The 24,643-nt window shown below is 55.2% G+C and carries 25 protein-coding genes; 15 read left to right on the top strand and 10 right to left on the bottom strand.

Going from position 1 to position 24,643, the window contains the following annotated elements:
- Nucleotides 1-3: 3 nt before the first annotated feature.
- Together grxC and U869_RS0116495 are read right to left on the bottom strand one after the other, a co-directional pair.
- Complete coding sequence (gene grxC, locus U869_RS0116500; RefSeq protein WP_024482902.1) at nucleotides 4-252, bottom strand: glutaredoxin 3; 249 nt, start codon at nucleotides 250-252, stop codon at nucleotides 4-6.
- Nucleotides 253-278: 26 nt separating this feature from the next.
- Nucleotides 279-713, bottom strand: coding sequence for a rhodanese-like domain-containing protein (locus U869_RS0116495; RefSeq protein ID WP_025121353.1), 435 nt, complete (start codon nucleotides 711-713; stop codon nucleotides 279-281).
- 303 nt (nucleotides 714-1,016) lie between these two features.
- On the opposite strand from U869_RS0116495, the gene gpmM reads away from it, so the two are divergent.
- From gpmM to U869_RS0116480, 3 genes are read left to right on the top strand one after another with little or no spacing between them, the layout of a single operon-like run.
- Entirely contained in the window at nucleotides 1,017-2,561 is a 1,545-nt protein-coding gene (gpmM, locus tag U869_RS0116490) for a 2,3-bisphosphoglycerate-independent phosphoglycerate mutase (protein ID WP_025121352.1), read from the top strand.
- A 9-nt stretch (nucleotides 2,562-2,570) separates the two neighbouring features.
- A complete protein-coding gene (gene envC, locus U869_RS0116485; protein WP_025121351.1) occupies nucleotides 2,571-3,905 on the top strand; it encodes a murein hydrolase activator EnvC in 1,335 nt (444 codons plus the stop codon).
- A 2-nt stretch (nucleotides 3,906-3,907) separates the two neighbouring features.
- Nucleotides 3,908-4,858 carry a divergent polysaccharide deacetylase family protein gene (locus tag U869_RS0116480; RefSeq protein WP_025121350.1) on the top strand — a complete coding sequence of 317 codons (951 nt, stop codon included), beginning with the start codon at nucleotides 3,908-3,910 and terminating at the stop codon, nucleotides 4,856-4,858.
- Nucleotides 4,859-5,035: 177 nt separating this feature from the next.
- Here U869_RS0116480 and tdh read toward each other — a convergent pair whose 3' ends face one another.
- Together tdh and kbl are read right to left on the bottom strand one after the other, a co-directional pair.
- A complete protein-coding gene (tdh, locus tag U869_RS0116475; RefSeq protein WP_021181859.1) occupies nucleotides 5,036-6,061 on the bottom strand; it encodes an L-threonine 3-dehydrogenase in 1,026 nt (341 codons plus the stop codon).
- Between the two features lie 9 nt (nucleotides 6,062-6,070).
- Nucleotides 6,071-7,267, bottom strand: a complete 1,197-nt coding sequence (gene kbl, locus U869_RS0116470; protein ID WP_025121349.1) for a glycine C-acetyltransferase — start codon at nucleotides 7,265-7,267, stop codon at nucleotides 6,071-6,073.
- 240 nt (nucleotides 7,268-7,507) lie between these two features.
- Between kbl and rfaD the strand changes: the two genes are divergently transcribed.
- From rfaD to U869_RS0116440, 6 genes are read left to right on the top strand one after another with little or no spacing between them, the layout of a single operon-like run.
- The gene (gene rfaD, locus U869_RS0116465; RefSeq protein ID WP_025121348.1) at nucleotides 7,508-8,437 is read left to right on the top strand and encodes an ADP-glyceromanno-heptose 6-epimerase; all 930 of its coding nucleotides are present in this window, start codon (nucleotides 7,508-7,510) and stop codon (nucleotides 8,435-8,437) included.
- A 24-nt stretch (nucleotides 8,438-8,461) separates the two neighbouring features.
- Nucleotides 8,462-9,508 (top strand): ADP-heptose--LPS heptosyltransferase RfaF, encoded by a 1,047-nt coding sequence (gene rfaF, locus U869_RS0116460; RefSeq protein WP_025121347.1) that lies wholly within the window; start codon nucleotides 8,462-8,464, stop codon nucleotides 9,506-9,508.
- A 2-nt stretch (nucleotides 9,509-9,510) separates the two neighbouring features.
- Nucleotides 9,511-10,476, top strand: coding sequence for a lipopolysaccharide heptosyltransferase RfaC (gene rfaC, locus U869_RS0116455; protein WP_025121346.1), 966 nt, complete (start codon nucleotides 9,511-9,513; stop codon nucleotides 10,474-10,476).
- Entirely contained in the window at nucleotides 10,476-11,639 is a 1,164-nt protein-coding gene (locus U869_RS0116450; RefSeq protein WP_025121345.1) for a glycosyltransferase, read from the top strand. The genes rfaC and U869_RS0116450 overlap by 1 nt, the downstream gene beginning before the upstream one ends.
- A 28-nt stretch (nucleotides 11,640-11,667) precedes the next feature.
- Nucleotides 11,668-12,900 (top strand): O-antigen ligase, encoded by a 1,233-nt coding sequence (locus U869_RS0116445; RefSeq protein WP_025121344.1) that lies wholly within the window; start codon nucleotides 11,668-11,670, stop codon nucleotides 12,898-12,900.
- Nucleotides 12,897-13,877, top strand: a complete 981-nt coding sequence (locus tag U869_RS0116440) for a glycosyltransferase (protein WP_025121343.1) — start codon at nucleotides 12,897-12,899, stop codon at nucleotides 13,875-13,877. The genes U869_RS0116445 and U869_RS0116440 overlap by 4 nt, the downstream gene beginning before the upstream one ends.
- A gap of 31 nt (nucleotides 13,878-13,908) precedes the next feature.
- Here U869_RS0116440 and U869_RS0116435 read toward each other — a convergent pair whose 3' ends face one another.
- A complete protein-coding gene (locus tag U869_RS0116435) occupies nucleotides 13,909-15,003 on the bottom strand; it encodes a glycosyltransferase family 9 protein (protein WP_025121342.1) in 1,095 nt (364 codons plus the stop codon).
- Between the two features lies 1 nt (nucleotide 15,004).
- A complete protein-coding gene (locus U869_RS0116430; protein ID WP_025121341.1) occupies nucleotides 15,005-15,961 on the bottom strand; it encodes a polysaccharide deacetylase family protein in 957 nt (318 codons plus the stop codon).
- 215 nt (nucleotides 15,962-16,176) lie between these two features.
- Here U869_RS0116430 and rfaQ point away from each other — a divergent pair, with 215 nt between their 5' ends.
- From rfaQ to U869_RS0116415, 3 genes are read left to right on the top strand one after another with little or no spacing between them, the layout of a single operon-like run.
- Nucleotides 16,177-17,256, top strand: coding sequence for a putative lipopolysaccharide heptosyltransferase III (gene rfaQ / locus U869_RS0116425; RefSeq protein WP_025121340.1), 1,080 nt, complete (start codon nucleotides 16,177-16,179; stop codon nucleotides 17,254-17,256).
- The gene (locus U869_RS0116420) at nucleotides 17,253-18,380 is read left to right on the top strand and encodes a glycosyltransferase family 4 protein (RefSeq protein WP_025121339.1); all 1,128 of its coding nucleotides are present in this window, start codon (nucleotides 17,253-17,255) and stop codon (nucleotides 18,378-18,380) included. The genes rfaQ and U869_RS0116420 overlap by 4 nt, the downstream gene beginning before the upstream one ends.
- Before the next feature lie 2 nt (nucleotides 18,381-18,382).
- The gene (locus U869_RS0116415; protein ID WP_025121338.1) at nucleotides 18,383-19,480 is read left to right on the top strand and encodes a glycosyltransferase; all 1,098 of its coding nucleotides are present in this window, start codon (nucleotides 18,383-18,385) and stop codon (nucleotides 19,478-19,480) included.
- A gap of 33 nt (nucleotides 19,481-19,513) precedes the next feature.
- On the opposite strand, the gene U869_RS0116410 is transcribed toward U869_RS0116415, so the two are convergent.
- Complete coding sequence (locus tag U869_RS0116410) at nucleotides 19,514-20,527, bottom strand: glycosyltransferase family 9 protein (protein ID WP_025121337.1); 1,014 nt, start codon at nucleotides 20,525-20,527, stop codon at nucleotides 19,514-19,516.
- Between the two features lie 124 nt (nucleotides 20,528-20,651).
- On the opposite strand from U869_RS0116410, the gene waaA reads away from it, so the two are divergent.
- Genes waaA through coaD form a run of 3 tightly spaced genes read left to right on the top strand, consistent with a single transcriptional unit; the run spans nucleotide 20,652 to nucleotide 23,192 of the window.
- Complete coding sequence (gene waaA / locus U869_RS0116405; protein ID WP_025121336.1) at nucleotides 20,652-21,929, top strand: lipid IV(A) 3-deoxy-D-manno-octulosonic acid transferase; 1,278 nt, start codon at nucleotides 20,652-20,654, stop codon at nucleotides 21,927-21,929.
- Nucleotides 21,930-22,703, top strand: coding sequence for a glycosyltransferase family 2 protein (locus U869_RS0116400; protein ID WP_025121335.1), 774 nt, complete (start codon nucleotides 21,930-21,932; stop codon nucleotides 22,701-22,703).
- 3 nt (nucleotides 22,704-22,706) lie between these two features.
- A complete protein-coding gene (coaD, locus tag U869_RS0116395) occupies nucleotides 22,707-23,192 on the top strand; it encodes a pantetheine-phosphate adenylyltransferase (protein ID WP_025121334.1) in 486 nt (161 codons plus the stop codon).
- Here coaD and mutM read toward each other — a convergent pair whose 3' ends face one another.
- The 3 genes from mutM to rpmB form a co-directional block, all read right to left on the bottom strand.
- Nucleotides 23,193-24,002 (bottom strand): bifunctional DNA-formamidopyrimidine glycosylase/DNA-(apurinic or apyrimidinic site) lyase, encoded by an 810-nt coding sequence (mutM, locus tag U869_RS0116390; RefSeq protein WP_025121333.1) that lies wholly within the window; start codon nucleotides 24,000-24,002, stop codon nucleotides 23,193-23,195.
- An 82-nt stretch (nucleotides 24,003-24,084) separates the two neighbouring features.
- On the bottom strand, nucleotides 24,085-24,252 hold the full coding sequence (rpmG, locus tag U869_RS0116385) for a 50S ribosomal protein L33 (protein WP_004392084.1): 168 nt from the start codon (nucleotides 24,250-24,252) through the stop codon (nucleotides 24,085-24,087).
- A gap of 11 nt (nucleotides 24,253-24,263) precedes the next feature.
- Nucleotides 24,264-24,500, bottom strand: a complete 237-nt coding sequence (gene rpmB / locus U869_RS0116380; protein WP_004931195.1) for a 50S ribosomal protein L28 — start codon at nucleotides 24,498-24,500, stop codon at nucleotides 24,264-24,266.
- Nucleotides 24,501-24,643: the final 143 nt, after the last annotated feature.

Here is a 24,643-nt window from a genome sequence, read left to right as displayed (position 1 = left end):
GGTTTACAGCAGCGGATCCAGCCCACCGCGAGCATCAAGTGCATGTAAATCATCACAGCCGCCAATATGTTGGCCATCGATGAAAATCTGAGGCACGGTGGTTCGCCCACTGCGCGCAATCATTGCTTCACGCTTGACGTTATCACCATCGATGGCGATCTCGCTAAACGCGGCTCCCTTGCTGTTCAGCAGCGCTTTGGCGCGATGGCAGAACGGGCAGGTCGCCTTGGTGTAGATCTCAATGTTAGCCATGGAAACCTCTTCAACCACACTAAAATTTATTTGCCACGAGCCAACGGCAGGTTTTCACCACTCCAGCCGGCAATGCCGTCTTTCAGGGTATAAACCTGTTCAAACCCGGCTTTGCTCAGGTTTTCTGCGGGTTCGCGTGAAGTGGTGCCATTGGCGCAGACCACGATGACTGGCTGAGCCTTGTGCTTATCCAGCTCGCCAAAGCTGCCAGCTTTGATCTCGCTCGCCGTCAGGTTGATCGCATTGGCGATATGGCCTCTACGGAAATCATCACGGGTACGGGTGTCGACCACTACCGCATCTTCTTTATTAATCAAGCGAGTAGCTTCACCGCGGGCGATCTCTTTGACCTTGGAGAAACGGCTCTTGAAGGTCATGACGATCACGGCAGCCAGCAGACCGACCCAGGCCAGACTAAGTATGGGGTGCCGGCTAACAAATTGCATAATTTCTTGCAGCATGGGGTGTAACAACTCCCGTCAGTTAAGGGAAAAATAAGTCAAGGTTTCAGAGTATACCTGCCGAATGCGTCAAATACAGCCAATAAGCAAATGGGAATGCAGAAACTGCGGAGTGCACTGGAAAATTACCGCCCTGGCAGGGAGAAAGTCGGCGCTGTTCACCCCATATTTGATCTCTTTGGGCTCTTTTTAGTCGGCAACATTGTAGTATCATCGAGTTCGGGAGAGTGAATAGCCATCATTCCAGTGCCAATGGGCTGATGGCTATTCACAACTTAAAACGATCATAAAGAGGTTACTGCAATGTCGAGCACGAAAAAGCCCATGGTACTGGTGATCCTGGACGGCTATGGCCACCGGGAAGAGCAACAGGACAACGCGATCCTGAACGCCAAAACGCCGGTCATGGACCGTCTGTGGCAACAACAGCCACACACCCTGATTGCGGCTTCCGGTCTGGATGTCGGCCTGCCTGATGGCCAGATGGGTAACTCCGAAGTCGGTCACGTGAACCTGGGCGCTGGCCGCATCGTGTATCAGGATCTGACCCGTCTGGATAAAGAAATCCAGGACGGTGACTTCTTCACCAACACCACGTTGACCAACGCCGTCGACAAGGCCGTGAAGGCAGGCAAAGCGGTGCATATCATGGGCCTGATGTCTCCTGGTGGCGTGCACAGCCATGAAGAACACATCCTGGCGATGATCAAGCTGGCCGCGCAGCGCGGTGCCAAAGCCGTTTACCTGCATGCCTTCCTGGATGGCCGCGACACCCCACCGCGCAGTGCTGAAAATTCACTGAAACGTTTCAGTGATGAATTCGCCAAGCTGGGAGCCGGACGCATCGCCACGGTGATTGGCCGTTACTATGCGATGGACCGTGATAACCGTTGGGACCGCGTGCAGCTCGCCTACGATCTGATGACCCAGGCCAAAGGCGAATACACCGCCGATAACGCCGTAGCCGCACTGCAAGCCGCCTACGCTCGTGACGAAAACGACGAGTTCGTGAAACCAACCGTGATCCAGGCAGCCGGCGAAGCCAGCGCCGAGATGAACGACGGTGACGCGCTAATCTTCATGAACTTCCGTGCCGACCGTGCGCGCCAGATCACCCGTGCTTTCGTGAATGCCGATTTCGATGGTTTCCCACGTAGCAAAGTGGTCAAGTTCGGTGATTTTGTGATGTTGACCGAATACGCGGCCGACATCAAAACCGCCTGCGCTTATCCACCAGCCTCTTTGGCCAACACCTTTGGTGAATGGCTGATGAAGCACGACAAAACCCAACTGCGCATCTCGGAAACCGAAAAATACGCCCACGTCACTTTCTTCTATAACGGCGGCGTTGAAGAACCCTTCAAAGGTGAAGATCGTATCCTGATCAACTCACCAAAAGTGGCCACCTACGATTTGCAGCCAGAGATGAGCTCCGCCGAGTTGACCGAAAAGCTGCTGGCAGCCATCCACAGCGGTAAATATGACGCCATCATCTGTAACTACCCGAATGGCGACATGGTTGGCCACACCGGTATCTATGATGCGGCCGTCAAAGCGGTAGAAACGCTGGATAACTGTATTGCGCAGGTCGTTGAAGCGGTTAAAGCCGTTGACGGTCAGCTGCTGGTCACCGCCGACCACGGTAACGCCGAGCAAATGCGCGATCCGGCTACCGGCCAGGCGCACACTGCCCATACCAGCCTGCCAGTGCCGTTGATCTATATCGGTAAAGCAGCGAAAGCGGTAGAAGGTGGCAAACTGTCCGACATTGCTCCAACCATGCTGTCACTGATGGGAATGGAAATCCCGCAAGAGATGACTGGTAAGCCGCTGTTCATCGTGGAATAATCCTTCTCCATGAGGGAGAAGGCGAATTTTGCACTATCAAGGGTAACCCGAAGCGCAAACTCAGGCGGCCAATCGCTGCCTGAACGCTCCGCGCCAAGGAAGTTAACCACAGTCTGCGCCAGCGTGTTTTTCGCTGGCGCATTGCTGTTGCCATTAACCGGCAACGCCGCGGAAGATAACAAGTCCCAACTCAAAGACATTCAACAAAGCATCGCCGAAAAAGAAAAGGCGGTGAAACAGCAACAGCAACAGCGTAGTTCGCTGCAAGATCAGCTCAAACTCCAGGAAAAGACCATCGCGCAAGCCAGCCGTTCGCTGCGTGACACCCAAGGTACGCTCGCGATACTGGGCAAAGACATTTCCGGGCTGAATACTTCCATCGCCAAGCTGCAAAAGCAGCAGTCTACTCAGCAGGAAATCCTCGCCAAACAGCTCGATGCCGCCTTCCGCCAGGGGCAACACAGCGCCTTGCAGTTGGTGCTCAGCGGTGAAGAGAGCCAGCGCAGTGAACGCATGCTGGCCTATTTCGGCTATCTGAATGAAGCCCGTCAGCAGTCCATTGAGCAACTCAAGCAAACCCGAGCACAACTGGCAGAGCAGAAAGTCTCGCTGGTGGCTAAACAGGGTCAGCAGAAATCGTTGCTCGGCGAACAGCAAACCCAGCAGCAAAAGCTGGAGCAGGCGCGTAGCGCCCGTAAAAAAACCCTGACTGCGTTAGAAGCCTCACTGGAAAAAGATCAGCAGCGGCTGGTGGAACTGCGCCAGAACGAAACCCGCCTGCGCGATCAGATTGCCCGTGCCGAACGTGAAGCCCGCGCCCGTGCCGAACGCGAAGCGCGTGAAGCGGCCAAGGTGCGTGAGCAGGTCAAAGTGAAAGAACAACAGGCGAAGAAAACCGGCACCAGCTATAAGCCTAGCGAAGGTGAACGCTCGCTGATGGCGCGAACCGGTGGTTTAGGCCAACCTGCTGGGCAAGCCGTATGGCCGGTACGTGGCCGGATCGAGCATCGTTTTGGCGAACAGCTGCAAGGTGAGTTACGCTGGAAAGGCATGGTGATCTCCGCAGCCGAAGGCAGCGAAGTGAAAGCCATTGCCGATGGTCGCGTGCTGCTGGCCGACTGGCTGCAAGGCTATGGCCTGGTGGTGGTGGTCGAGCACGGCAAAGGTGACATGAGTCTGTATGGTTACAACCAGAGCGCTTTGGTCAGCGTTGGTGCGCAAGTGCGCGCAGGCCAACCTATCGCCCTGGTCGGTACTAGCGGTGGTCAGGGAACGCCATCGCTCTATTTCGAAATCCGTCGCCAGGGTCAGGCCGTTAACCCACAGCCGTGGTTGGGAAGATAGATTTGTACTACACCAAAACGCGTACTGCCCTGTTACTGAGTGCGCTGCTGTTCGCTAGTGCCGCACAGGCTGGCAAGCTCTCTATCGTGATCGATGATGTCGGCTATCGCCCACATGAAGAAAACGCCGTACTGCAAATGCCGACGGCAATCTCCGTTGCGGTACTGCCCAACGCGCCTCACGCCCATCTGATGGCCACCAAAGCCCATAGCCAAGGGCGCGAAGTGCTGATCCACATGCCGATGGCCCCGCTCAGCAAACAACCGCTGGAGCGCGATACCTTACAACCCACCATGAGCAGTGAAGAAGTGCAGCGTATCATCCGTAACGCGGTGAATAACGTGCCTTTTGCGGTGGGGATGAATAACCATATGGGCAGCGCCATGACCTCCAGCCTACCGGGTATGGAAAAGGTCATGCAGGCACTGGAAAGCTACCATCTCTACTTCCTCGACAGCATGACCATCGGTAATAGTCAGGCCACGCGCGCTGCGGCAGGCACCGGTGTGAAGGTGATCAAACGCAAGGTGTTCCTCGACGATACCGCCAACCCGGACGATATCCGCCGTCAGTTTAATCGTGCCGTCGAGCTGGCACGCCGCAACGGATCGGCTATCGCCATCGGCCACCCGCGCCCGGCGACGGTCAAAGTGCTGCAACAAATGCTGGCTACGCTCCCCTCGGACATCGTGCTGGTGAAACCCAGCTCGCTGCTCAACGAGCCACAGCAAAGCGGAAGCGGCTATGTGCCACCTTCCAAGCCAAACAAACCGCAGCCGAAAAATCCGTTTACCGGTGCCATCAAGCAGTGCAAGGTTAAATTGCCGAAGGAAGGCGTGAACGCCAGCCATGCGCTGGGGATCATTGCAGAAAGCGTGGCACAGTCGCCGGTTGTGGTGGTGATCAAACGCCATTGGCAGCACTGGGTGGGTTCAACGCCAACCAAACCGTAACCCATTTTCCCCTCACCCCAACCCTCTCCCACAGGGAGAGGGAGCCAGTTCAGCGTCGTTGGCAGGTAATGTGGCTCTGAGTAGGGGCGCCGCATGCTGCGCCCGTGTTAAAGTCAGGTACAGGCGTCAATATGTGGCACGTAAAGTCCCCTCTCCCTTTGGGAGAGGGGTATCACATCAATCCCAGCTCAGCACCACTTTGCCCGACTGCCCGGAGCGCATGGCGTCAAAGCCCTGCTGGAACTCGTCAATCGAGAAACGGTGGGTGATGATCGGCGTCAGATCCAGACCGGATTGGATCAGGGCCGCCATCTTGTACCAGGTTTCAAACATTTCCCGGCCATAGATCCCTTTGATAAACAGCCCCTTGAAGATCACCTGAGTCCAGTCGATGGACATATCTGAAGGTGGTATCCCCAGCATCGCGATACGGCCGCCGTGGTTCATGGCATTGAGCAACGAACGGAACGCTGGTGGCGCACCAGACATTTCCAGGCCCACGTCAAACCCTTCGGTCATACCCAATTCGGCCATGACGTCCGTCAGGTTTTCCTTGCTAACGTTGACCGCACGGGTCACACCCATCTTGCGTGCCAGCTCCAGTCGATATTCGTTCACGTCAGTGATCACCACGTGGCGTGCGCCAACGTGTTTACATACCGCCGCCGCCATGATGCCAATTGGGCCTGCGCCAGACACCAGCACGTCTTCCCCAACCAGATCGAAGGAGAGCGCGGTGTGAACGGCGTTGCCAAACGGGTCGAAGATCGAGGCCAGCTCGTCCGAAATATTGTCCGGGATTTTGAAGGCGTTAAACGCAGGGATCACCAGGTATTCGGCAAATGAACCTGGGCGGTTGACGCCCACGCCGGTGGTATTGCGGCACAGGTGCGTACGGCCACCACGGCAGTTACGGCAGTGGCCACAGGTGATGTGCCCTTCGCCAGAAACGCGGTCGCCAATGCTGAAGCCTTTGACTTCCTGGCCGATGGCAACCACTTCACCGACATATTCGTGCCCCACTACCATCGGTACCGGAATGGTTTTCTGCGACCATTCGTCCCAGTTATAGATATGCACGTCGGTACCGCAGATCGCGGTTTTGCGGATCTTAATCATGACATCGTTGTGGCCCAGCTCTGGCTGAGGCACATCGGTCATCCAAATACCTTCTTCCGCTTTCAGTTTTGCTAATGCTTTCATTGAATTACCTTATGCAATCACGCCAAGCGTCTTACCGATGCGGATAAACGCCTCAACGGCACGTTCAATCTGCTCTGGTGAGTGATCGGCAGACATCTGGGTGCGGATACGTGCCTGACCTTTCGGCACCACCGGGTAGAAGAAACCAGTAACGTAGATGCCTTCCTTAAGCAGTGCGTTGGCGAAATCCTGCGCCAGTTTTGCTTCACCCAACATCACCGGGATGATGGCGTGATCGGCCCCGGCAAGCGTAAAGCCTGCTGCGGTCATTTTTTCGCGGAACAGACGGGCATTGGCCCACAGGCGATCGCGCAGCGCGTCCCCGTCTGCGAGCAGTTCCAGCACCTTGATCGAGGCCGCGACAATCGCCGGAGCCAGCGAGTTGGAGAACAGATAAGGGCGTGAACGCTGGCGCAACCACTCCACCACCTCTTTCTTGCCTGCGGTATAGCCACCGGAAGCACCGCCAAGCGCCTTACCCAAGGTGCCAGTAATGATATCGACGCGATCCATCACTTCGCAGTATTCATGCGTTCCGCGCCCGTTTGCGCCAACAAAACCCACCGCGTGAGAATCATCGACCATCACCAACGCATCGTATTGGTCAGCCAAATCGCATACGCCCTTCAGGTTGGCAATCACGCCATCCATAGAGAACACCCCGTCGGTGGCGATCATGATGTGCCGTGCACCGTCCGCCTTGGCCTGCTGCAATTGCTCAGCCAACTGGCCCATGTCGTTATTGGCATAACGGTAGCGCTTGGCTTTGCACAGGCGCACGCCATCAATGATCGAAGCATGGTTCAGCGCATCAGAAATAATCGCGTCTTCCGGGCCAAGCAGGGTTTCAAACAAGCCGCCGTTGGCGTCAAAGCAGGAGGAGTAGAGGATCGCGTCTTCCATACCCAGGAAATCAGCCAGCTTTTGTTCCAGCACCTTATGGCTATCTTGCGTACCACAGATAAAACGCACCGACGCCATACCGAAACCATGGCTGTCCATCCCGGCCTTCGCCGCCGCAATCAGCTCTGGATGGTTCGCCAACCCCAGGTAGTTATTGGCGCAGAAATTGATTACCTGGCGGCCATCGGCCACCGAGATATCGGCCTGCTGAGCGGAAGTAATAATGCGCTCATGTTTAAACAGCCCTTCGGCACGAGTGGTAGCAAGCTGTTGTTCCAGTTGCTGGTAAAAAGACGCAGACATTCGGTCATCTCCAGGATAGGGGCATTTTCGGCATATTTTACTGCTTTGTTAACAAACTGACGACAATCTGCCACAGAGAATCTTAAAATTGCAGCAGATATCACGGCAAACCCTCGCTTAGGTCAACTGCACGGGATATTAAGAGCCGTCCCGATGTTCCCAATGGCATGAAATGCTATTATAGGCAGCATATAGGGTGGAGCATTGTGCGCCACCGGGAAGAACACAGGGGTAAACCCAATGATTATCGTCACTGGCGGCGCTGGCATGATTGGCAGCAACATCATCAAGGCACTGAATGAAAACGGATATCGCGATATCCTGGTGGTGGACAACCTGAAAGACGGCACCAAATTCGTTAACCTGGTTGACCTTGATATTGCTGACTATACCGATAAAGAAGACTTTATCGCCAGCATCATGGCCGGTGACGATCTGGGTGAAATCGACGCCATTTTCCATGAAGGTGCCTGCTCTTCCACCACCGAGTGGGACGGCAAGTACATGATGGATAATAACTATCAGTATTCCAAAGACATCCTGCATTACTGTCTGGATCGTCAGATCCCGTTCCTGTATGCCTCTTCTGCCGCCACCTACGGTGGTAGCTCAGATTTTATCGAAGAGCGCCAGTTTGAAAAACCGTTGAACGTTTACGGCTACTCCAAATTCCTGTTTGACCAATACGTGCGCGAGATCCTGCCAGAAGCGGATTCGCAGGTGTGTGGCTTCCGTTACTTCAACGTGTATGGCCCGCGTGAAGGCCATAAAGGCAGCATGGCCAGCGTGGCATTCCACCTGAACACCCAGATCAACCGCGGCGAAAATCCAAAACTGTTCGCCGGTAGCGAAAACTTCAAACGCGACTTTATCTACGTCGGTGACGTAGCAGCGGTCAACCTGTGGTTCTGGCAGAACGGCGTTTCCGGCATCTTCAACTGCGGTACCGGCCGTGCAGAAACCTTCCAGGCCGTGGCCGATGCGGTGGTGGAATATCACCAGTCAGGTGCCGTGGAATACATTGAATTCCCGGAGAAGCTGAAAGGCCGCTACCAGGCTTACACCCAAGCCGACCAAACCAAGCTGCGCGCTGCTGGCTATGACGCACCGTTCAAAACCGTAGCCGAAGGCGTCAAAGAATATATGGCCTGGTTGAATCGTCCCGCTTAAGCGCTGAAGGAACTGAATAACGGTATGAAAATACTGGTCATTGGCCCTTCTTGGGTTGGCGATATGATGATGTCGCAAAGTCTCTACCGCACCCTGAAGGCCGAGCACCCGTCAGCAGAAATCGATGTGATGGCACCTGCCTGGTGCCGTCCCCTGCTGGCGCGGATGCCTGAAGTCAACCAGGCGTTGGCGATGCCGCTAGGCCACGGTGCCCTGGCATTGGGCGAACGCCGCCGTCTTGGCCATGCGCTGCGGGCGAATGGTTATGACCGCGCTTATGTGCTGCCCAACTCATTCAAGTCTGCCCTAGTGCCCTTCTTCGCCAACGTGCCGCAGCGTACCGGCTGGCGCGGCGAGATGCGCTACGGCCTGCTCAACGATATCCGCGTGCTGGATAAAGCGGCATTCCCGCTGATGGTGCAACGCTACGTCGCGCTGGCCTATGACAAGCAGCGGATACAATGCGCCGAAGATCTGCCGCAGCCGATACTCTGGCCGCAGTTGCAGGTCAGTGACGAAGAGATTGCCGAAACCACCTCGGCGTTTAATCTCACCGATCACCGACCCATTATCGGCTTTTGCCCGGGAGCCGAATTCGGCCCAGCCAAACGCTGGCCGCATTACCACTACGCCACCCTGGCGCAGATGCTGATCGACGCTGGCTATCAAATCGCCCTGTTTGGTTCGGCCAAAGATCATGAAGCTGGTGAGCAAATCCGTGCCGCATTGGCGGAGAAGTCGCGCGACTTCTGCTTCAACCTGGCCGGGGAAACCCAGCTCGAGCAGGCGGTGATCCTGTTGGCCTCCTGCCGGGCCGTGGTCAGTAACGATTCCGGCCTGATGCACGTTGCAGCGGCGTTGAACAAACCTCTGATAGCCTTGTACGGCCCAAGCAGCCCGGATTTCACCCCGCCGTTGTCCCATCAGGCCAAGGTGATCCGCCTGATCAGTGGCTACCACAAAGTACGCAAAGGCGATGCCGACCAGGGTTATCACCAGAGCCTGATCGACATCCAGCCACAGCAGGTGTTGGACGCGCTGACGCCGTTACTAGCCGCCAGCGAGGAATAATCATGCAGGTGCTGATCGTAAAAACCTCTTCGATGGGGGATGTGCTCCATACGCTGCCGGCTTTGACCGACGCGATGCAGGCCATCCCCGGTATCCGCTTCGATTGGGTAGTGGAAGAAGGGTTCAGCCAGATCCCAACCTGGCATCCGGCAGTGGATCGCGTGATCCCGGTGGCCATTCGCCGCTGGCGCAAAAACTGGTTTGGCAGCGAAGCGCGCCAACAGCGCTGCGACTTCAAACGTCAGGTGCAGGAACGCAATTATGACATCGTGATCGATGCTCAGGGCCTGATCAAGAGCGCGGCGCTAGTGACCCGTATCGCGCACGGCAGCAAGCACGGCCTGGACTGCAAAAGCGTCCGTGAGCCTTTTGCCAGCTGGTTCTATAATCATCGCCATGAGATCGACAAGCAGCAGCATGCGGTAGAACGTATACGTGAGCTGTTTGCCAAAAGCCTGGGATATGAAAAACCGCAGAGCACGGGTGACTACGCGATTGCCGCGCGCTTTCTCAGCCAACCGCCAGCCGATGCCGGGCACTATCTGGTATTTCTGCACGCCACCACGCGGGATGAAAAACACTGGCCGGAGCCAAACTGGCGCGAACTCATTGCATTAATCGCCCCGAGCGGAATGAAAATCAAACTGCCCTGGGGCGCAGAGCACGAACGCCAACGCGCCTTACGGCTGGCGGAAGGATTTGCACACGTCGAGGTGTTGCCAAAACTCAGCCTGCAACAGGTGGCGGAAGTATTGGCCGGAGCAAAGGCCGTGGTATCGGTGGATACCGGGCTGAGTCACCTGACCGCTGCGCTGGATCGCCCTAATATCACCCTGTTCGGCCCGACCGATCCCGGGCTGATTGGCGGCTATGGGCAAAATCAGCACTCGCTGATTTCACCGGAAAAAAGCATGGCCACCCTTACCGCCGACGCCGTTTGGACAGAACTGCAAAAGGTTATCGATTGATGAAAAAGCTGCATATTATCAATTTAGGCAAGATGGGCGGGGTTGAACGCCTGTTCCTGCAATACATCAATGATACCAGCGACGGCAGTAACCAGGTCATTTGCATCAGCGGTGAAGTGGGCGAAGAGATCCGCCAACAGATGCCGAATCAGCCAGTTACCTTTGCCAACCGGCTGTTCAATTCGCTCCCTTTGCGCTGCCCTCAGTTTCTGCGCAAATACCTGCTGCAACGAAAAATCGAACGGGCCAACGCCGACGTGATTATTGTCTGGGATCTGATCCCAGGGCTGGCGGCTAAGCCCAAGCGGGGCAAGCTAGTTTATTACGATCATGGCTGCTCATGGCGCTATGCCAAGAATCACAAGACGTTGCGCTTCTTCGCCATGTTGGACGGCGTGATTTCGGCCTCCCATGCCTCAAAACGGGTGATGGAGCTGCGTTTTAATCTGCCTTGTCCGAACCCGGTGGTGATCAACCGCATCAAAACGCCTGCGGGCATCAATGCGGCACCGAAGTCATTGACCCAACCGATCAGGATTGGGACCGCCTCACGCCTGGTGAGTCTGAAAGGCATCAGCGTTTCTCTGCTGATGATGCAGGAACTACTGCGCCGTGGGCACGACGTTTACCTGGAAATTGCGGGCAAAGGCCCAGATCGGGCAGCATTTGAAGCTCTGGCGGACAAACTTCAACTCGGTGAGCGGGTGGCCTTTAGCGGCTTTCAGGACAACGTGGCGGATTTCTTCAACCGCACACAAATTTATATGAGTACGCCGATCACCGAACCGTTCGGCCTATCCTGCATGGAATCGCTGTATTTTGGCGTACCGGTGATCTTCCCGATGGTCGATGGCCAGCCGGAAGCGGTGAAAGACGGCTACTGCGGCATTGGCTTGACGCCAACGGTGACCATTGAAGAGCACCAGCAGTTAACCGGTATCAAGGTCGATTTCCCGCATGAGGTTTACGACCCAGTCACCGATAGCCTGGTCACGCCGAAGCTGCTGTCGCATATCGACTGTGCGGATGCCGTAGAGAAATTACTGGTAGCGGAAACCTATAACAGTATGAGCCAGCACGCCCGACAGTATCCCGCTCAGCATTTCAGCTATGATCTGTTCAAAAGCGAATTCGATGACAGGCTGCAATCCTTTATTGCCTAACCGTAATGTGAGTCGGAAACCACTCTTCATGTTTAAAGAAACAGCACCGCACCCCGTATTCAGTTATCTGATCTATCTGGGATGTGCCATTGCCTTTTGTACTATTCCGTTTGGCTCCGACACGGGGCGTAACCTGTTTTACGTTGCCAGCTACATCTCCTTTATTGCCGTTTGCCTGCACTTAAGGTACTTCCTGAAAAACAAAAGAAATCTGATCCTGCCGGTGCTGTTCTTCTGCGTGGGCATGGGGACGATTTTCTGGATGAACCATTTCAAGCAGCCTGGCGAATATATCAATATTTACCGCTCGTATATGTCGACCGGGAAGCTGCAAATTGCAACCGCGTTTATTTTGTTGATCGCGTTAAATGAGCGGCTTTGCATGCAGCGCGCCTTTATTGTCGTGGCTTTGGGGTGCGGTTTGGCCGTCAATGGCTATGCGCTGTATCAGGGTCTACAGTTAGATATCCCGCGCGTGGAGCTTAACTTCGACCGTGCCACCGTCGTTGCCTATCTGATGACCGCCATCAGCCTGGTGATGATGAAGGCGATACTGATGCTGCGGACCCGATATCGCATTGCGCTGTATGTGCTTGGCTTCTTACTCACCTTCTCTACCATCATCCTCACCGGGACGCGGGCAGCCATACTGGTGTACCCCGTAGCGATCTGTCTGTCGCTGCTGGCGACCAAAGATCTGGTGACCCGCAAACATAAGATCCAGCTCGTCGCTGCGGTCCCTTTATTACTGTTAGCCTGTGGCTTCGCCTTCAAGGCACAGATAGAGCAACGGATTAACGATTTCAAAGCCAATTTGCAAATGATCGATCAGCCTCAAGTGGATAACTCGATCATTTCCCGCCTGACAATGCAAACCATCGCGATCCGTACCGGGTCAGAGGCCCTGTTGGGGCAATCGGCGGAACAGCGTGGGAAAGAGATCCTCGCTATCGTTGCTCAAGAACCACGCCTGTACGGTGTGATGCCTTATATCAACGTGCATCTGCATAATGAACTGCTGGAAACCTATTCGCTCAAAGGCATTTGGGGAACGCTGTTTTTATTGGCACTCTACATCGGTCTGTTTATCTCCGCATTTAAGCCGTATCGAAATGCGCTGATGCTGGGGGTGACCTTCAGCCTGTTTGTTTATGGGTTAAGCGACGTCATTTTCTTCAGTACGGAAGGCACGGCAATCTTCTGCCTGGCCATCATCACCAGCGTACTGTCGGTGAAAAAACGTCAGGAACCGGCAATATGAGTTCGTCGCCCCTGCTCAGCTTTATCGTGCCGATTTACAACAATGAAGATTTTGTTATCGCCTGCCTGAGCTCGTTGTTCAATCAGATTACCGATGATATTGAAGTGGTGATTATCGATGACGGCTCAAGCGATACTTCTGCGGCCTTGGTGAACCAATTTCTGGCGTCAAGACCGCACCCGCTTAGCAAATTCATTACTCAGGCAAATGGCGGCGTGGCTAACGCCCGTAACGTCGGTTTGCAACACGTCAGCGGGCGCTATGTTGCTTTCCTGGACGGTGATGATCTGCTGAGCAGCGATTACCTGGCAATCCTGCGCCCGCTGTTACTTGCAGGCAGAGATGACCTGATTGATTTCAACTATCAGAAATTCTCTGGCAGCCCGCCAGTACCGTCCGCCAATAGCGAGATACGCTACAGCATTTACGATTTGGAACGGCACGGCCTGGCCAGTCTGAAGCCGCTGTTTGCCCACTCAATGTGGCACGTGTGGAGCCGGGTTTACCGGCGTACTCTGTTGGCTGGAGAAACTTTCGAAAACGGCCGGCGTTATGAAGACGTGATCTTCACCCCGTTCCAATATTTCAAAACCCGGCAAATCGCTCACCTCGACCACCAGCTCTACTTATATCGGGATAATGACCGGGGGATCACTCGTAATATCAAAGCCAAAGATATTGAAGATATGCTGTTCGCCATGCAGAAGATGCTGCGATTCGTCGAGGCTCATCGCGGTGATGAACCTTTACGCCAGTTGGCCGCCTTGATGCTCGCCAACGGATTTTCTGAGGTAAAGGCCATGTCGAAGGCAGTCTACGGCTATTACCGCTATGAGCCAGCAACCCTGAAGATCCTCCGCCAAACGGCTGCGGTATGTAGCAACAGCGACGTGCCTCGCAAGAAGATCTACCAGATGCGTTTCGCACGCGTAGACCACTGCCTGTCGAAAATCCGTTGGTGGCTGAAGAAACGTTAAAACGCACCGGGTAACCGATGCGTTTCTTCCCTCAAGGGTTCAACGGTACGTGAGCGACGATCTCATCATAAACCCGCTGCGGCTGTATCACGCCCACCGGGCCCTCCGCCTCTAATGGCATCGTGTAACCCGTGCGTGACTGATGAATAATGCGGTGCAGGTCGTGATCCTGGATCGGCCCGGTTGAGCGGGGATCGGCGGTGACAAACAGGCTGATGGTCTTGGTTTTCAAGGCCACCGCCAGATGGAGCGGCCCGGTGTCTCCGGTCACCAGCACATCGAGGCTGCTAATCAGCGTCAGCGCCCCTTGCAACCCTGTCTTGCCGATCTGGTTATCAACGCAGGCTTGAGTGTTGGCATTGATCAGCCGCTGGAACTGCTGGGCTTTCCCCTCTTCCATCGGTGCACCAATCAATACGAAACGCATATTGTCATAGCGAGCAACCAGCATATCCGCCAGTTTGGCAAAGTGCCCTACCGGCCAGCAGCGCGATTCTGTCGAAGCGCCGAGCTGGAAACCAATGGTGCAGAAATCAGGATTTTTAATGCCTGGCGTATAAGGCGCCGGTATCTCCATGGTCGGATCGTTACTGCGGCAACCCAGAATGGAAACCAGCTCCAGCTTACGGCGGATAAAGTGGCCGTAATAATGGAACACATAGTTGGTCAGCCAAGGCTCCAGCCCGCAGATACCCGAACTGTAGTTATCCCTGATGACATATTTGGCCCCGGCCATAATGGCGCTGATAATGTCATAGGGCAGATGCGAGTGCATGATCAGCGCCAAATCAGGCTGATGCTCACGCAACGATTTCAACAGCGGCCTCAGGGTCTTTATTTTACTGTTCCAATACACCACGCGATCGTAATAGCGGCCGTTTTCTACCAGCTCCCTATTCTTTTGATGCACGACCAGCGTGATATGCGCATTCGGATAACGTTCACGCATTGCTCTTAACACCGGGGTATTGAACATAAAGTCCCCCAGCGCCGTCGTGGAATAAATCACGATATTCTCGAACTGGAGACGGCTGTCGAAAGTCGCAGGCGGCTGGAAACGGCCGTGCTTTGCCGTGTAGCGCCGCAAGAACCAGTCGGCGGCCTTAATTTTCCATTTTTTCGACATGTTAGTTCACTTTAAGTTGATAGTATTCAGCCAAGGTCATGCCAACCGTGCGCTGTTGCAACCAGGCAAACAGCTGCTCCAAATCGCGATATAACGCCTCAATATCCTGCTCGTTCTTGAACGTCGGGCTGCCTCCCGGCATAAACTCGGAGGAGTGCAGCATAAACTCGACGTAATCGTGCCCCTGCGCCAGAGAGCGCTCAACCACCAGCTTCATCTTGTCCAGATTGTTACCGGCAGGGCGTAGCCAATGTACCGACGGCGAACGCTTTTTACCCCGCAGGCGATCATAGCCTTGCTTAAGCGTATTCATCAGCGCTGAGTGTTTATACTGAATGCTCATCGGCACTTCCAGCAAACGGGAATGGCCGGGTTGGGCAATATTGGCCGGGTCGATAAAGTAGGCCTGTGAAGGGAAATGGCGATAATCGGTGCCACCGTTGCCCTGCGGGTTGCCTGGCGAATATTGCCAGTTAACACGCGGGGTGACGGAACAATCGACCTGATAGCCATACTCCATCAGCAATGAAGCATAAAACTCATTAAACGCCCAGCGCCCAGCACGGTGGCTGAGCATCTTGGTCTGGAAGGTATCTTCCAGCAGCTTGGTCATATGATCGACCTTGGCGCGGATCTGATCGGCCGGATACTCGATCAGGTAGGGCTTATGCCGCCAGTCATCATCGGTAAGCGGCGTCAGCGGCGGGCTGTTCCAGGCGTGCAGGTGCATTCCCACCTCGCCGGTGCCGCGTGCTATCACATCGCGGGCAAATTCGACGTACTGCGCATCCACCGCCATTTCATAGTTGGTCAGATAAACCGGCTTGCAGGCGTATTTTTCACACAGCGCCTGAAAGCGCGGCAAGAAACGCGTGTTCTCGGTCGAAATACGATCGTGGTTCTGCCACAGATTATCGCCTTCGGTATCAATAGTGATAAGAAACGCCGGTTTAGTCATACGTTAAGAGCCTGATAGCCACAGATTTACATTATGTTACGCAGCCCCATTCATCAGGGCAAACGACTTTATCGCCTCGTTTGGACAACATTGAGCCGTAATTGTCACCCTCTGCCATTATTTTTTTGTTCGCAGGCAAGAAAACCGAGCAACAGTAGCCACATGCGATCGGGTCATTTAGAATCAAAGATTGGTTTCCCTGAAAGCGACTCACTATGAACGACGCGCCAGCCCTTGTTTCTGCCACGCCAATACAGCGTATTCTGATCGTCAAGCTGCGCCATCATGGCGATATGCTGCTGACCACGCCGGTCATCAATACGCTGCGGCAGAACTACCCCGACGCCCAGATCGACATCCTGCTGTACAAAGAAACGCAGGAGATGTTGGCGAGCAACCCGGCGCTGTCGCAAATATTTGCCATCGATCGCCAGTGGAAAAAACAGGGCACCAAGGCGCACCTCGGCCATGAACTGCATCTGATCCGCCAGTTGCAAGCGCAACGCTACGATCTGGTGGTCAACCTGGCCGACCAGTGGCGCAGCGCGTTGATTACTCGTCTCACCGGTGCGCGCATCCGCCTGGGGTTCGATTTTCCCAAGCGCCGTGGTTTCTTGTGGCGTCATTGCCACACTCAGTTAGTGCCCGTCGCCGGGCACGAGCATCTGCATACCGTGGAACAGAATCTGTCACTGCTGCAACCACTGGGTTTACCTGGCCTAAGTCAGCAGGTCACCATGAGTTACAGCCCACAAGATTGGCAGACCAGCCACCAGCTTTTGCAACAAAATGGCGTCACCGGTAGCTATATCGTGGTACAACCCACTTCGCGCTGGTTTTTTAAATGCTGGAGCGAAGAAAAAATGGCGGCCACCATCAGCGCATTGCAGGCCGAAGGGCACCAGTTGGTGATCACCTCGGGGCCGGATGCCAAAGAGCAGCATATGGTGGCGCAGATAGTGAAACAGTGCCCACAGCAAGGGGTGGTTTCTCTGGCCGGGAAGTTAACTTTGCGTCAGTTGGCAGCGTTGATCGACCATGCCAAACTGTTTATCGGGGTGGACTCCGTCCCCATGCATATGGCGGCGGCATTACAAACCCCCTGCGTGGCGCTGTTCGGGCCATCCAAACTGGTATTCTGGCGCCCCTGGCAGGTTATCGGCCAGGTGATTTGGGCCGGGGACTACGGCAATCTGCCAGACCCGGATGCCATTGATACCGGTACCGATGAGCGCTACCTGGACCTTATACCTACAGACGTGGTGATTGCAGCCGCGCGGAGCACGCTTGCATGAAAGCATTTCGCCTGGCGATTGTCCGCCAAAAATACCGCCCGGATGGCGGGGCAGAACGTTTCGTTTCCCGCGCCCTGGAGGCGCTGGAGCAACAAGATCTGGATCTGAACGTCATCACCCGCGAATGGCTGGGGGACGCCAATCCTACCTGGCACATCCACCTGTGCAACCCGATGAAGTTCGGCCGCATCAGCCGCGAGCGCGGTTTTGCCGAAGCGGCTCGAGCGTTGTGGCAGAAAGAGAGCTTCGACCTGGTACAAAGCCATGAACGCATCCCCGGCTGTGATATCTATCGCGCGGGTGACGGTGTCCACCGCCGCTGGCTGCTGCAACGGGCACGCCTGTTGCCGGAGTGGCGGCGCAAATGGCTGTTCTCCAACCGCTATCACCGCTATGTGATGTGTGCCGAACGTGCCATGTATGCCGCGCCAGAGCTGAAAGCGGTGATCTGCAACGCCGAGATGATCAAACGCGAAATCATCGCCGATTTCGGCGTACCGGCCGATAAGATTACGGTGATCTACAATGCCATCGACAATCAGAAATTTTTACCGGCGAACGAGCAGCAACGCCAGCAATTGCGGGCGCAATATCAGCTCCCGCAACAGGCACACTGTCTGATCTTTGTCGGTTCAGGCTTTGAACGTAAAGGGCTGGCGGCCGCCATCCGCGCCGTAGCCGCTACCGACAGCTATCTCCTGGTGGTCGGTAAAGACAAAGCAGAAAAGCGTTACCGCTCGCTGGCACAAAAGCTGGGTTGTGGTGACCGGGTGCGCTTCATGGGCGTACAGAAACAGACGTTGCCGTTCTACCAGGCCGCCGATGGCCTGCTGCTGCCAACGTTGTACGATCCGTTCCCCAATGTGATCCTGGAAGCCATGTCATGCGGGCTGCCGGTGATCACCAGCACCACCTGCGGTGGCTCGGAGTTCATCACTCCAGGGCAAAACGGCTTCGTCTGCGATGCTCTGGATGTCAGCGCCCTCACCGACGCTATCCGGGCACTGCCACGACAAGCCTTGGGATCGAGCATGGGAGAGGCTGCGCGGCTGCGCATCATGTCAGCTACGCCAGCACATCTCTCGGAACAGCTCATATCGCTTTATAACCGACTGCTGGACTAACTATGCGCATTCTGATGATTATCGACGGCCTGCCGGGCGGCGGAGCGGAAAAGGTGGTACTGACCCTGTGCCAGGGCATGCAGCAGTTGGGGCATGACGTCAGCCTGATCTCATTGCGGGACGTCTGCAACTACCCAATCCCCACCGGCATTGATTATCAGGTGCTCAGTGACAACTGCCGATCGCCTTGGCGTAAACTGACCGAGCTCGCACGCCGCGCAGCGATGTTGGATCGTGCGGTGACCGCCAACGAGCAGCAGCATGGCCGCTACGATCTGGTGTTTTCCAATCTGCATAAGACCGATCGCATCGTCAGCCACAGCAAAGTGCTGGATAGCAGCCGGCTGTGGTTCTGCATCCACGGCATTCTGTCCACTTCCTACCTTGGCCACCGTACCGGCCTCGATCGCTGGCTGAAGCGCCGTAAGGTGGCAGGCGTCTACCAGCGGCAGAATATCGTTGCCGTCTCGCAAGCGGTGGGTAGCGACCTTCAGCAAAATCTGGGCATTGCACCCAACCGGTTGGCCGTGATCAACAACCCTTTCGATATCGCCGCCATCGAGCAGCAGGCGGCAGAGCCGTGCGAACTGGCAGGCAAAGACTATCTGGTACACGTGGGCCGCTTTCACCCACATAAACGCCACGATCGCCTGCTGAAAGCCTATGCCCTTTCCGGTATCCAGGCCCCGTTGGCGCTGATCGGCACCGGCAATCAGGCGCAAATAGACGAAGTTAAACGCCTCGCCGTTGAGTTGAACATCAGCGATCGCGTACTGTTCCTCGGTTTTCAGGCCAATCCCTATCCGCTGATCAAACATGCCGCGATGCTGGTGCTCAGTTCAGACAGTGAGGGGTTCGGTAATGTGTTGGTAGAGGCGCTGTTGTGCGACACACCAGTGGTCAGCACCCGCTGCCCTGGTGGACCTGAGGAAATTCTGGAAAAAGCCGGTATGAGCCATGCGCTGGCAGAGTTGAATGAAACGTCACTGGCAGAGAAAATGGCAGCAATTTATGCCCAACCGCCGGAGATTAACCACCAGCAACTGCTGAGCTATGGCCTGGAACCTATTTGCCAACAGTATCTGGCGTTAAAAAAATAAACCCAGGCAGGGTTACCCTGCCTGGCTGTTTAATTAATTCAAGGCCTGTATTTCCTGCCACACCTCATCGACGGTAACATCGACGCAATCACCCGACTCGGTTTGCAGGATGCGATATTGCCCGCTCCACGGATGCCAGGACTCCTTATCCGTATCGCCGAAGAATACCACCATGCTTTTATTCAATGCTGCGGCTAAGTGCATCTGCCCACCGTCACTGCACAGCACCCGGTCGCAAAGATCGAAACCGGCCAACAGCTCACGTACCGAGGCCGTTGGATAAAGCGCTACCCGCTCATTCTGGCAACCGGCCAACAGCTGTTCCGCCCGCTTTTGATCGCCGATATCGTCGGGCGTTAACGTCCCCTGCGGCGACCAGAATATCAGCACGCCGGTAGTGGGATCGGCAATCAGGCGGTTGATGATCTCGGCATAGCGCTCAATGGGCCAGCGCCGTTTGGGGCTGCGGCTGCTGATATGCACGGCAAACACCCGCTCAACAGGAGGGAGCAAGCTGTGCAAACGTTGTTGTGCTTGCTGCTGTTCTTCCGGGGTGAGAAAAACCTTCACCGGAGGAATGGCAATGGATCGATCGGTGATGGCAGACAGGTAACTGAAGGTGTGCTCCACCTGATGCTTGCCGTGAAAATCCGCTGCGCGGAAAGGGTGATGAATTTCACTGGTGCCCAGATCCGCACCGATGATATTTTTGACCCCGGCCATTTTTGCCAACCGCAGACTATATTTGCACGGCACCGGATTGGCCAGAATAGCCGCATCAAACTTTATTTTTCTCAGCTGCAAAAATATCATCAGCCGTTCAAAATAGACGCCCAGGGTAGTTTCATTCTTGGCCTTGTGTTTGGCCTTCTTATAAACAAATACCTTGGCAAGATGCGGGTTGTTCTTCACCACATCCTGGCTGACTTTATTGATAAGCAGGTAGAGGTTAGCGTCAGGATAAGCCTTTTTCACCCCTTCAATCAGCGGGGTGGTACAAACGAGATCGCCAATATTGTCGCGGCGGATAATTAAAATATTCTTCATTGCAAACCTATCGGCGACAGCTCTCGCCTGTTGTCCCAACCTGACCACCGAGCCACCAAGCTAGCGCCTTTCCCTTCCGGTTATGGTACTATTCTGGATAACCCATATAAATGAAATTGATAGAATGCTGCTCCGTTTATATCAGGTACTACTCTACCTTATCCAACCCCTGATCTGGCTCCGCTTACTGTTGCGCAGCCGTAAAGCACCAGCCTACCGTAAACGTTGGGCGGAACGCTATGGTTTCTGCGCCGGGAAAGTGGTACCGGGCGGCATTATGCTGCATTCCGTTTCTGTTGGCGAAACCCTGGCGGCTATCCCATTGGTGCGCGCCCTACGCCACCGTTACCCTTATCTGCCGATTACTGTGACCACAATGACGCCAACGGGTTCCGAACGGGTGCAATCCGCTTTCGGCAAAGATGTGCATCATGTCTATCTGCCTTACGATCTGCCCGGTTCCATGCGTCGTTTCCTCGATCAGGTGGATCCCAAGCTGGTGATCATTATGGAAACCGAGCTGTGGCCAAACCTGATTAACGCCCTGCATCAGCGCCAAATCCCGCTGGTGATTGCCAACGCGCGTCTTTCCGCACGCTCGGCGGCTGGTTATAAGAAAACCGGCAATTTTATCCGTGATATCCTGCGCCGCATTACCCTGATCGCTGCGCAAAATCAGGAAGACGGCGAACGCTTTATTGAACTGGGCCTGAAGCGCTCACAGTTGACCGTTACCGGCAGCCTGAAGTTCGATATCTCCGTGACGCCAGAGCTGGCTGCCAGAGCCGTTACGCTGCGCCGCCAATGGGCACCGCGCCGCCAGGTGTGGATCGCCACCAGTACCCATGAAGGTGAAGAAACCATTCTGCTGGAAGCGCACCGCCGATTGCTGGAGAAACATCCTGACCTGTTGCTGATCCTGGTACCACGCCACCCGGAACGCTTCCCAACCGCCAAAGAACTGACACAAAAAGCAGGCTTCAGCTACACAACTCGCAGCAGCGGCGAAATTCCTTCCGGCAGCACGCAAGTGGTGATTGGCGATACCATGGGTGAGCTGATGCTGCTGTACGGCATTGCCGATCTGGCCTTTGTCGGCGGCAGCCTGGTTGAGCGCGGTGGTCATAACCCACTGGAGGCGGCCGCTCATGCCATTCCGGTGTTGATGGGACCACATACGTTCAACTTCAAAGATATCTGCGCCAAACTCTCCGAAGCAGGCGGGATGATCACCATCAGCGACGTCGACTCATTGGTGAAAGAAATTGAAACGCTGCTGACCGATGAAGATTATCGCCGCTATTACGGCCGCCACGCGGTCGAAGTGCTGTACCAGAACCAGGGGGCGTTGCAACGCCTGCTACAGCTGCTGGAGCCACACCTGCCGCCACGGAGCCACTGAATGAGCCACCGTAACAGTCTGTCGGTAGTGATGATCGCCAAAAACGAAGCCGAGTTGCTGACCGAGTGCCTGCAATCGGTCGCCTGGGCCGATGAAATCATCGTGCTCGACTCCGGCAGCAGCGACGGCTCCGTCGCGTTGGCCGAAAGCTTGGGCGCCAAGGTTTATACCCACACCGACTGGCAAGGCTTCGGCAAACAACGCCAGAAAGCGCAAAGCTACGCCACTCAGGATTACGTTTTGATGATCGACGCCGACGAGCGCGTCACGCCAGAATTGCGTCATTCCATCGAACAGGTGCTAGCTAACGCCGACGACAACGTCGTCTACAGCCTGGGCCGCCGTAACCTGTTTCTAGGCCGCTTTATGCGCCACAGCGGCTGGTATCCCGACCGGGTCAACCGGCTGTATGCCAATCAGTGCTATCGCTACAACGACGATCTGGTCCATGAATCCCTCAACACCCATGGTGCCAAAGTCGTCCCGCTATCAGGCGATCTGCTGCACCTGACCTGCCGTGACTTTTTTGCCTTCCAGCGCAAACAGCTGCATTATGCCGAGCAGTGGGCCATCCAACGCCACCAGGCCGGCAAGCGCTGCGGTTATCTGTCGATCCTCACCCACACGCTGGGTGCATTCTGCAAAACCTGGCTGCTGCGGGCCGGCTTCCTCGACGGCAAACAGGGCTTGCTGTTGGCCGTGGTCAACGCGCAATATACTTTCAATAAATATGCCGCACTGTGGGCATTCGGCCGCAACTATTCAGGGAAGTAAATCATGAGCAGCAAAGCCATCTACCCAGGCACCTTCGATCCAATGACTAACGGCCATCTGGATCTGGTCACCCGCGCCTCACTGATGTTTGATCACGTGATCCTGGCCATTGCCGCCAGTTCGAGCAAAAAGCCGCTGTTTACGCTGGAAGAACGCGTTGCCTTGGCCACACAGGTAACCGCTCATCTGGATAACGTCGAAGTGTTGGGGTTCAGCGAATTGATGGCGCACTTTGCCGCCCATCAGAACGCCAATATTCTGATACGCGGCCTGCGTGCGGTGTCCGACTTTGAATATGAATTGCAGTTGGCGAACATGAACCGCCATCTGATGCCAACACTGGAAAGCGTGTTTCTGATGCCTTCCGAGCAGTGGTCATTTATCTCTTCCTCGCTGGTGAAGGAAGTGGCACGCCATGGCGGCGACATCGCTCCCTTCTTGCCGGATGTCGTCACCAAAGCGCTGATGGAAAAGCTCGCCGCACAGTAATCAATGCTGGCAGCGGCGGCAGAAGAAGGTGCTGCGCTGCCCGTGTTTGGCGCTCTCGATCGGAGTGCCGCACACACGGCAAGGTTCACCTGCCCGGCCATACACCTGCAACTCCTGCGCAAAATACCCCGGCTTACCGTCCGACTGTAGGAAATCACGCAGCGTGGTTCCCCCTTGTTCAATCGAACGTAGCAGCACCGCCTTGATAGTTTCTGCCAACAGATCCGCTTGCGCCTTGGTCAAGGATCCCGCCTGACGATCCGGCAGGATCCCGGCGGTAAACAGCGATTCACTGGCATAGATATTCCCCACGCCAACCACCAGCTTGTTATCCATCAGCCAAGGCTTGATCAGCGTGCGTTTATTGCGGGACTTCTCGTACAGGTAGGTGCCATTGAACTCTTCACCCAAGGGCTCAGGGCCAAGATGAGCCAACACGTTGCTGGTAGAGAGGTCGTCACACCACAGCCAGGCACCAAAACGGCGCGGGTCGGTATAACGCAGGATAAAGCCGTTGCTCATCACCAGATCGACATGGTCATGCTTACCCGCTTCGGTTTCCTCTGCCAGCATGCGCAAACTGCCGGACATCCCCAGATGCACGATAATCCAGCCACGATCCAGCTCTATCAACAGATACTTGGCGCGGCGCTGTACGCTGCGCACTGGCCGATCGCTCAATGCCAGGATCTGCTCGGAGACCGGCCAACGCAGGCGGGCATTACGTACCACCGCATACTGGATGTTATGGCCAACCAGGTAAGGCTCAATACCGCGGCGGCTGGTTTCGACTTCTGGTAATTCAGGCATCTCAGGCTCCCTCTCTGCGTTATCTGCGTTTTATACCTAAAAAAAAACCCGCACGAGGCGGGTTTTTATTAATCCACTAAAATTATTTAATTTTAGCTTCTTTGTAGATCACGTGTTGACGGACAACTGGATCGAATTTCTTCAGTTCCAATTTTTCCGGCTTAGTACGCTTGTTCTTCGTGGTGGTATAGAAGTGACCAGTACCAGCAGAAGAAACCAGCTTGATCTTCTCGCGAACACCTTTAGCCATGATGCAGTTCCTTAATACTTCTCACCACGGGCACGCAGATCGGCCAAGACCGTCTCAATACCCTTCTTATCGATAACACGCATACCTTTAGCAGATACACGCAGAGTTACAAAGCGCTTCTCAGCCTCAACCCAAAAACGGTGTGAGTGCAGGTTAGGCAGAAAACGGCGTTTGGTCGCGTTCATTGCGTGGGAACGGTTGTTACCGCTCACCGGGCGCTTGCCAGTAACTTGGCAGACTCGTGACATGTCTTATTCTCCAAAAATCAAATCAGCTCGAGCTTCGTATAGGGTATGGCCGCCTCGTCAGGCTTTTAGAGCCCATCTCAGCAAACTTCATACTGAGGAGACTCTCGTCATCAGGTCAGAAACCTCACATCAGGTTGGAAACC

Origin of the sequence: Serratia sp. H1w (assembly GCF_000633355.1) — a bacterium.
GTDB lineage: Bacteria > Pseudomonadota > Gammaproteobacteria > Enterobacterales > Enterobacteriaceae > Chania.
The sequence above is the reverse complement of the archived record's forward strand: the minus strand, read 5'-3'. Positions and strand labels throughout refer to the sequence as shown.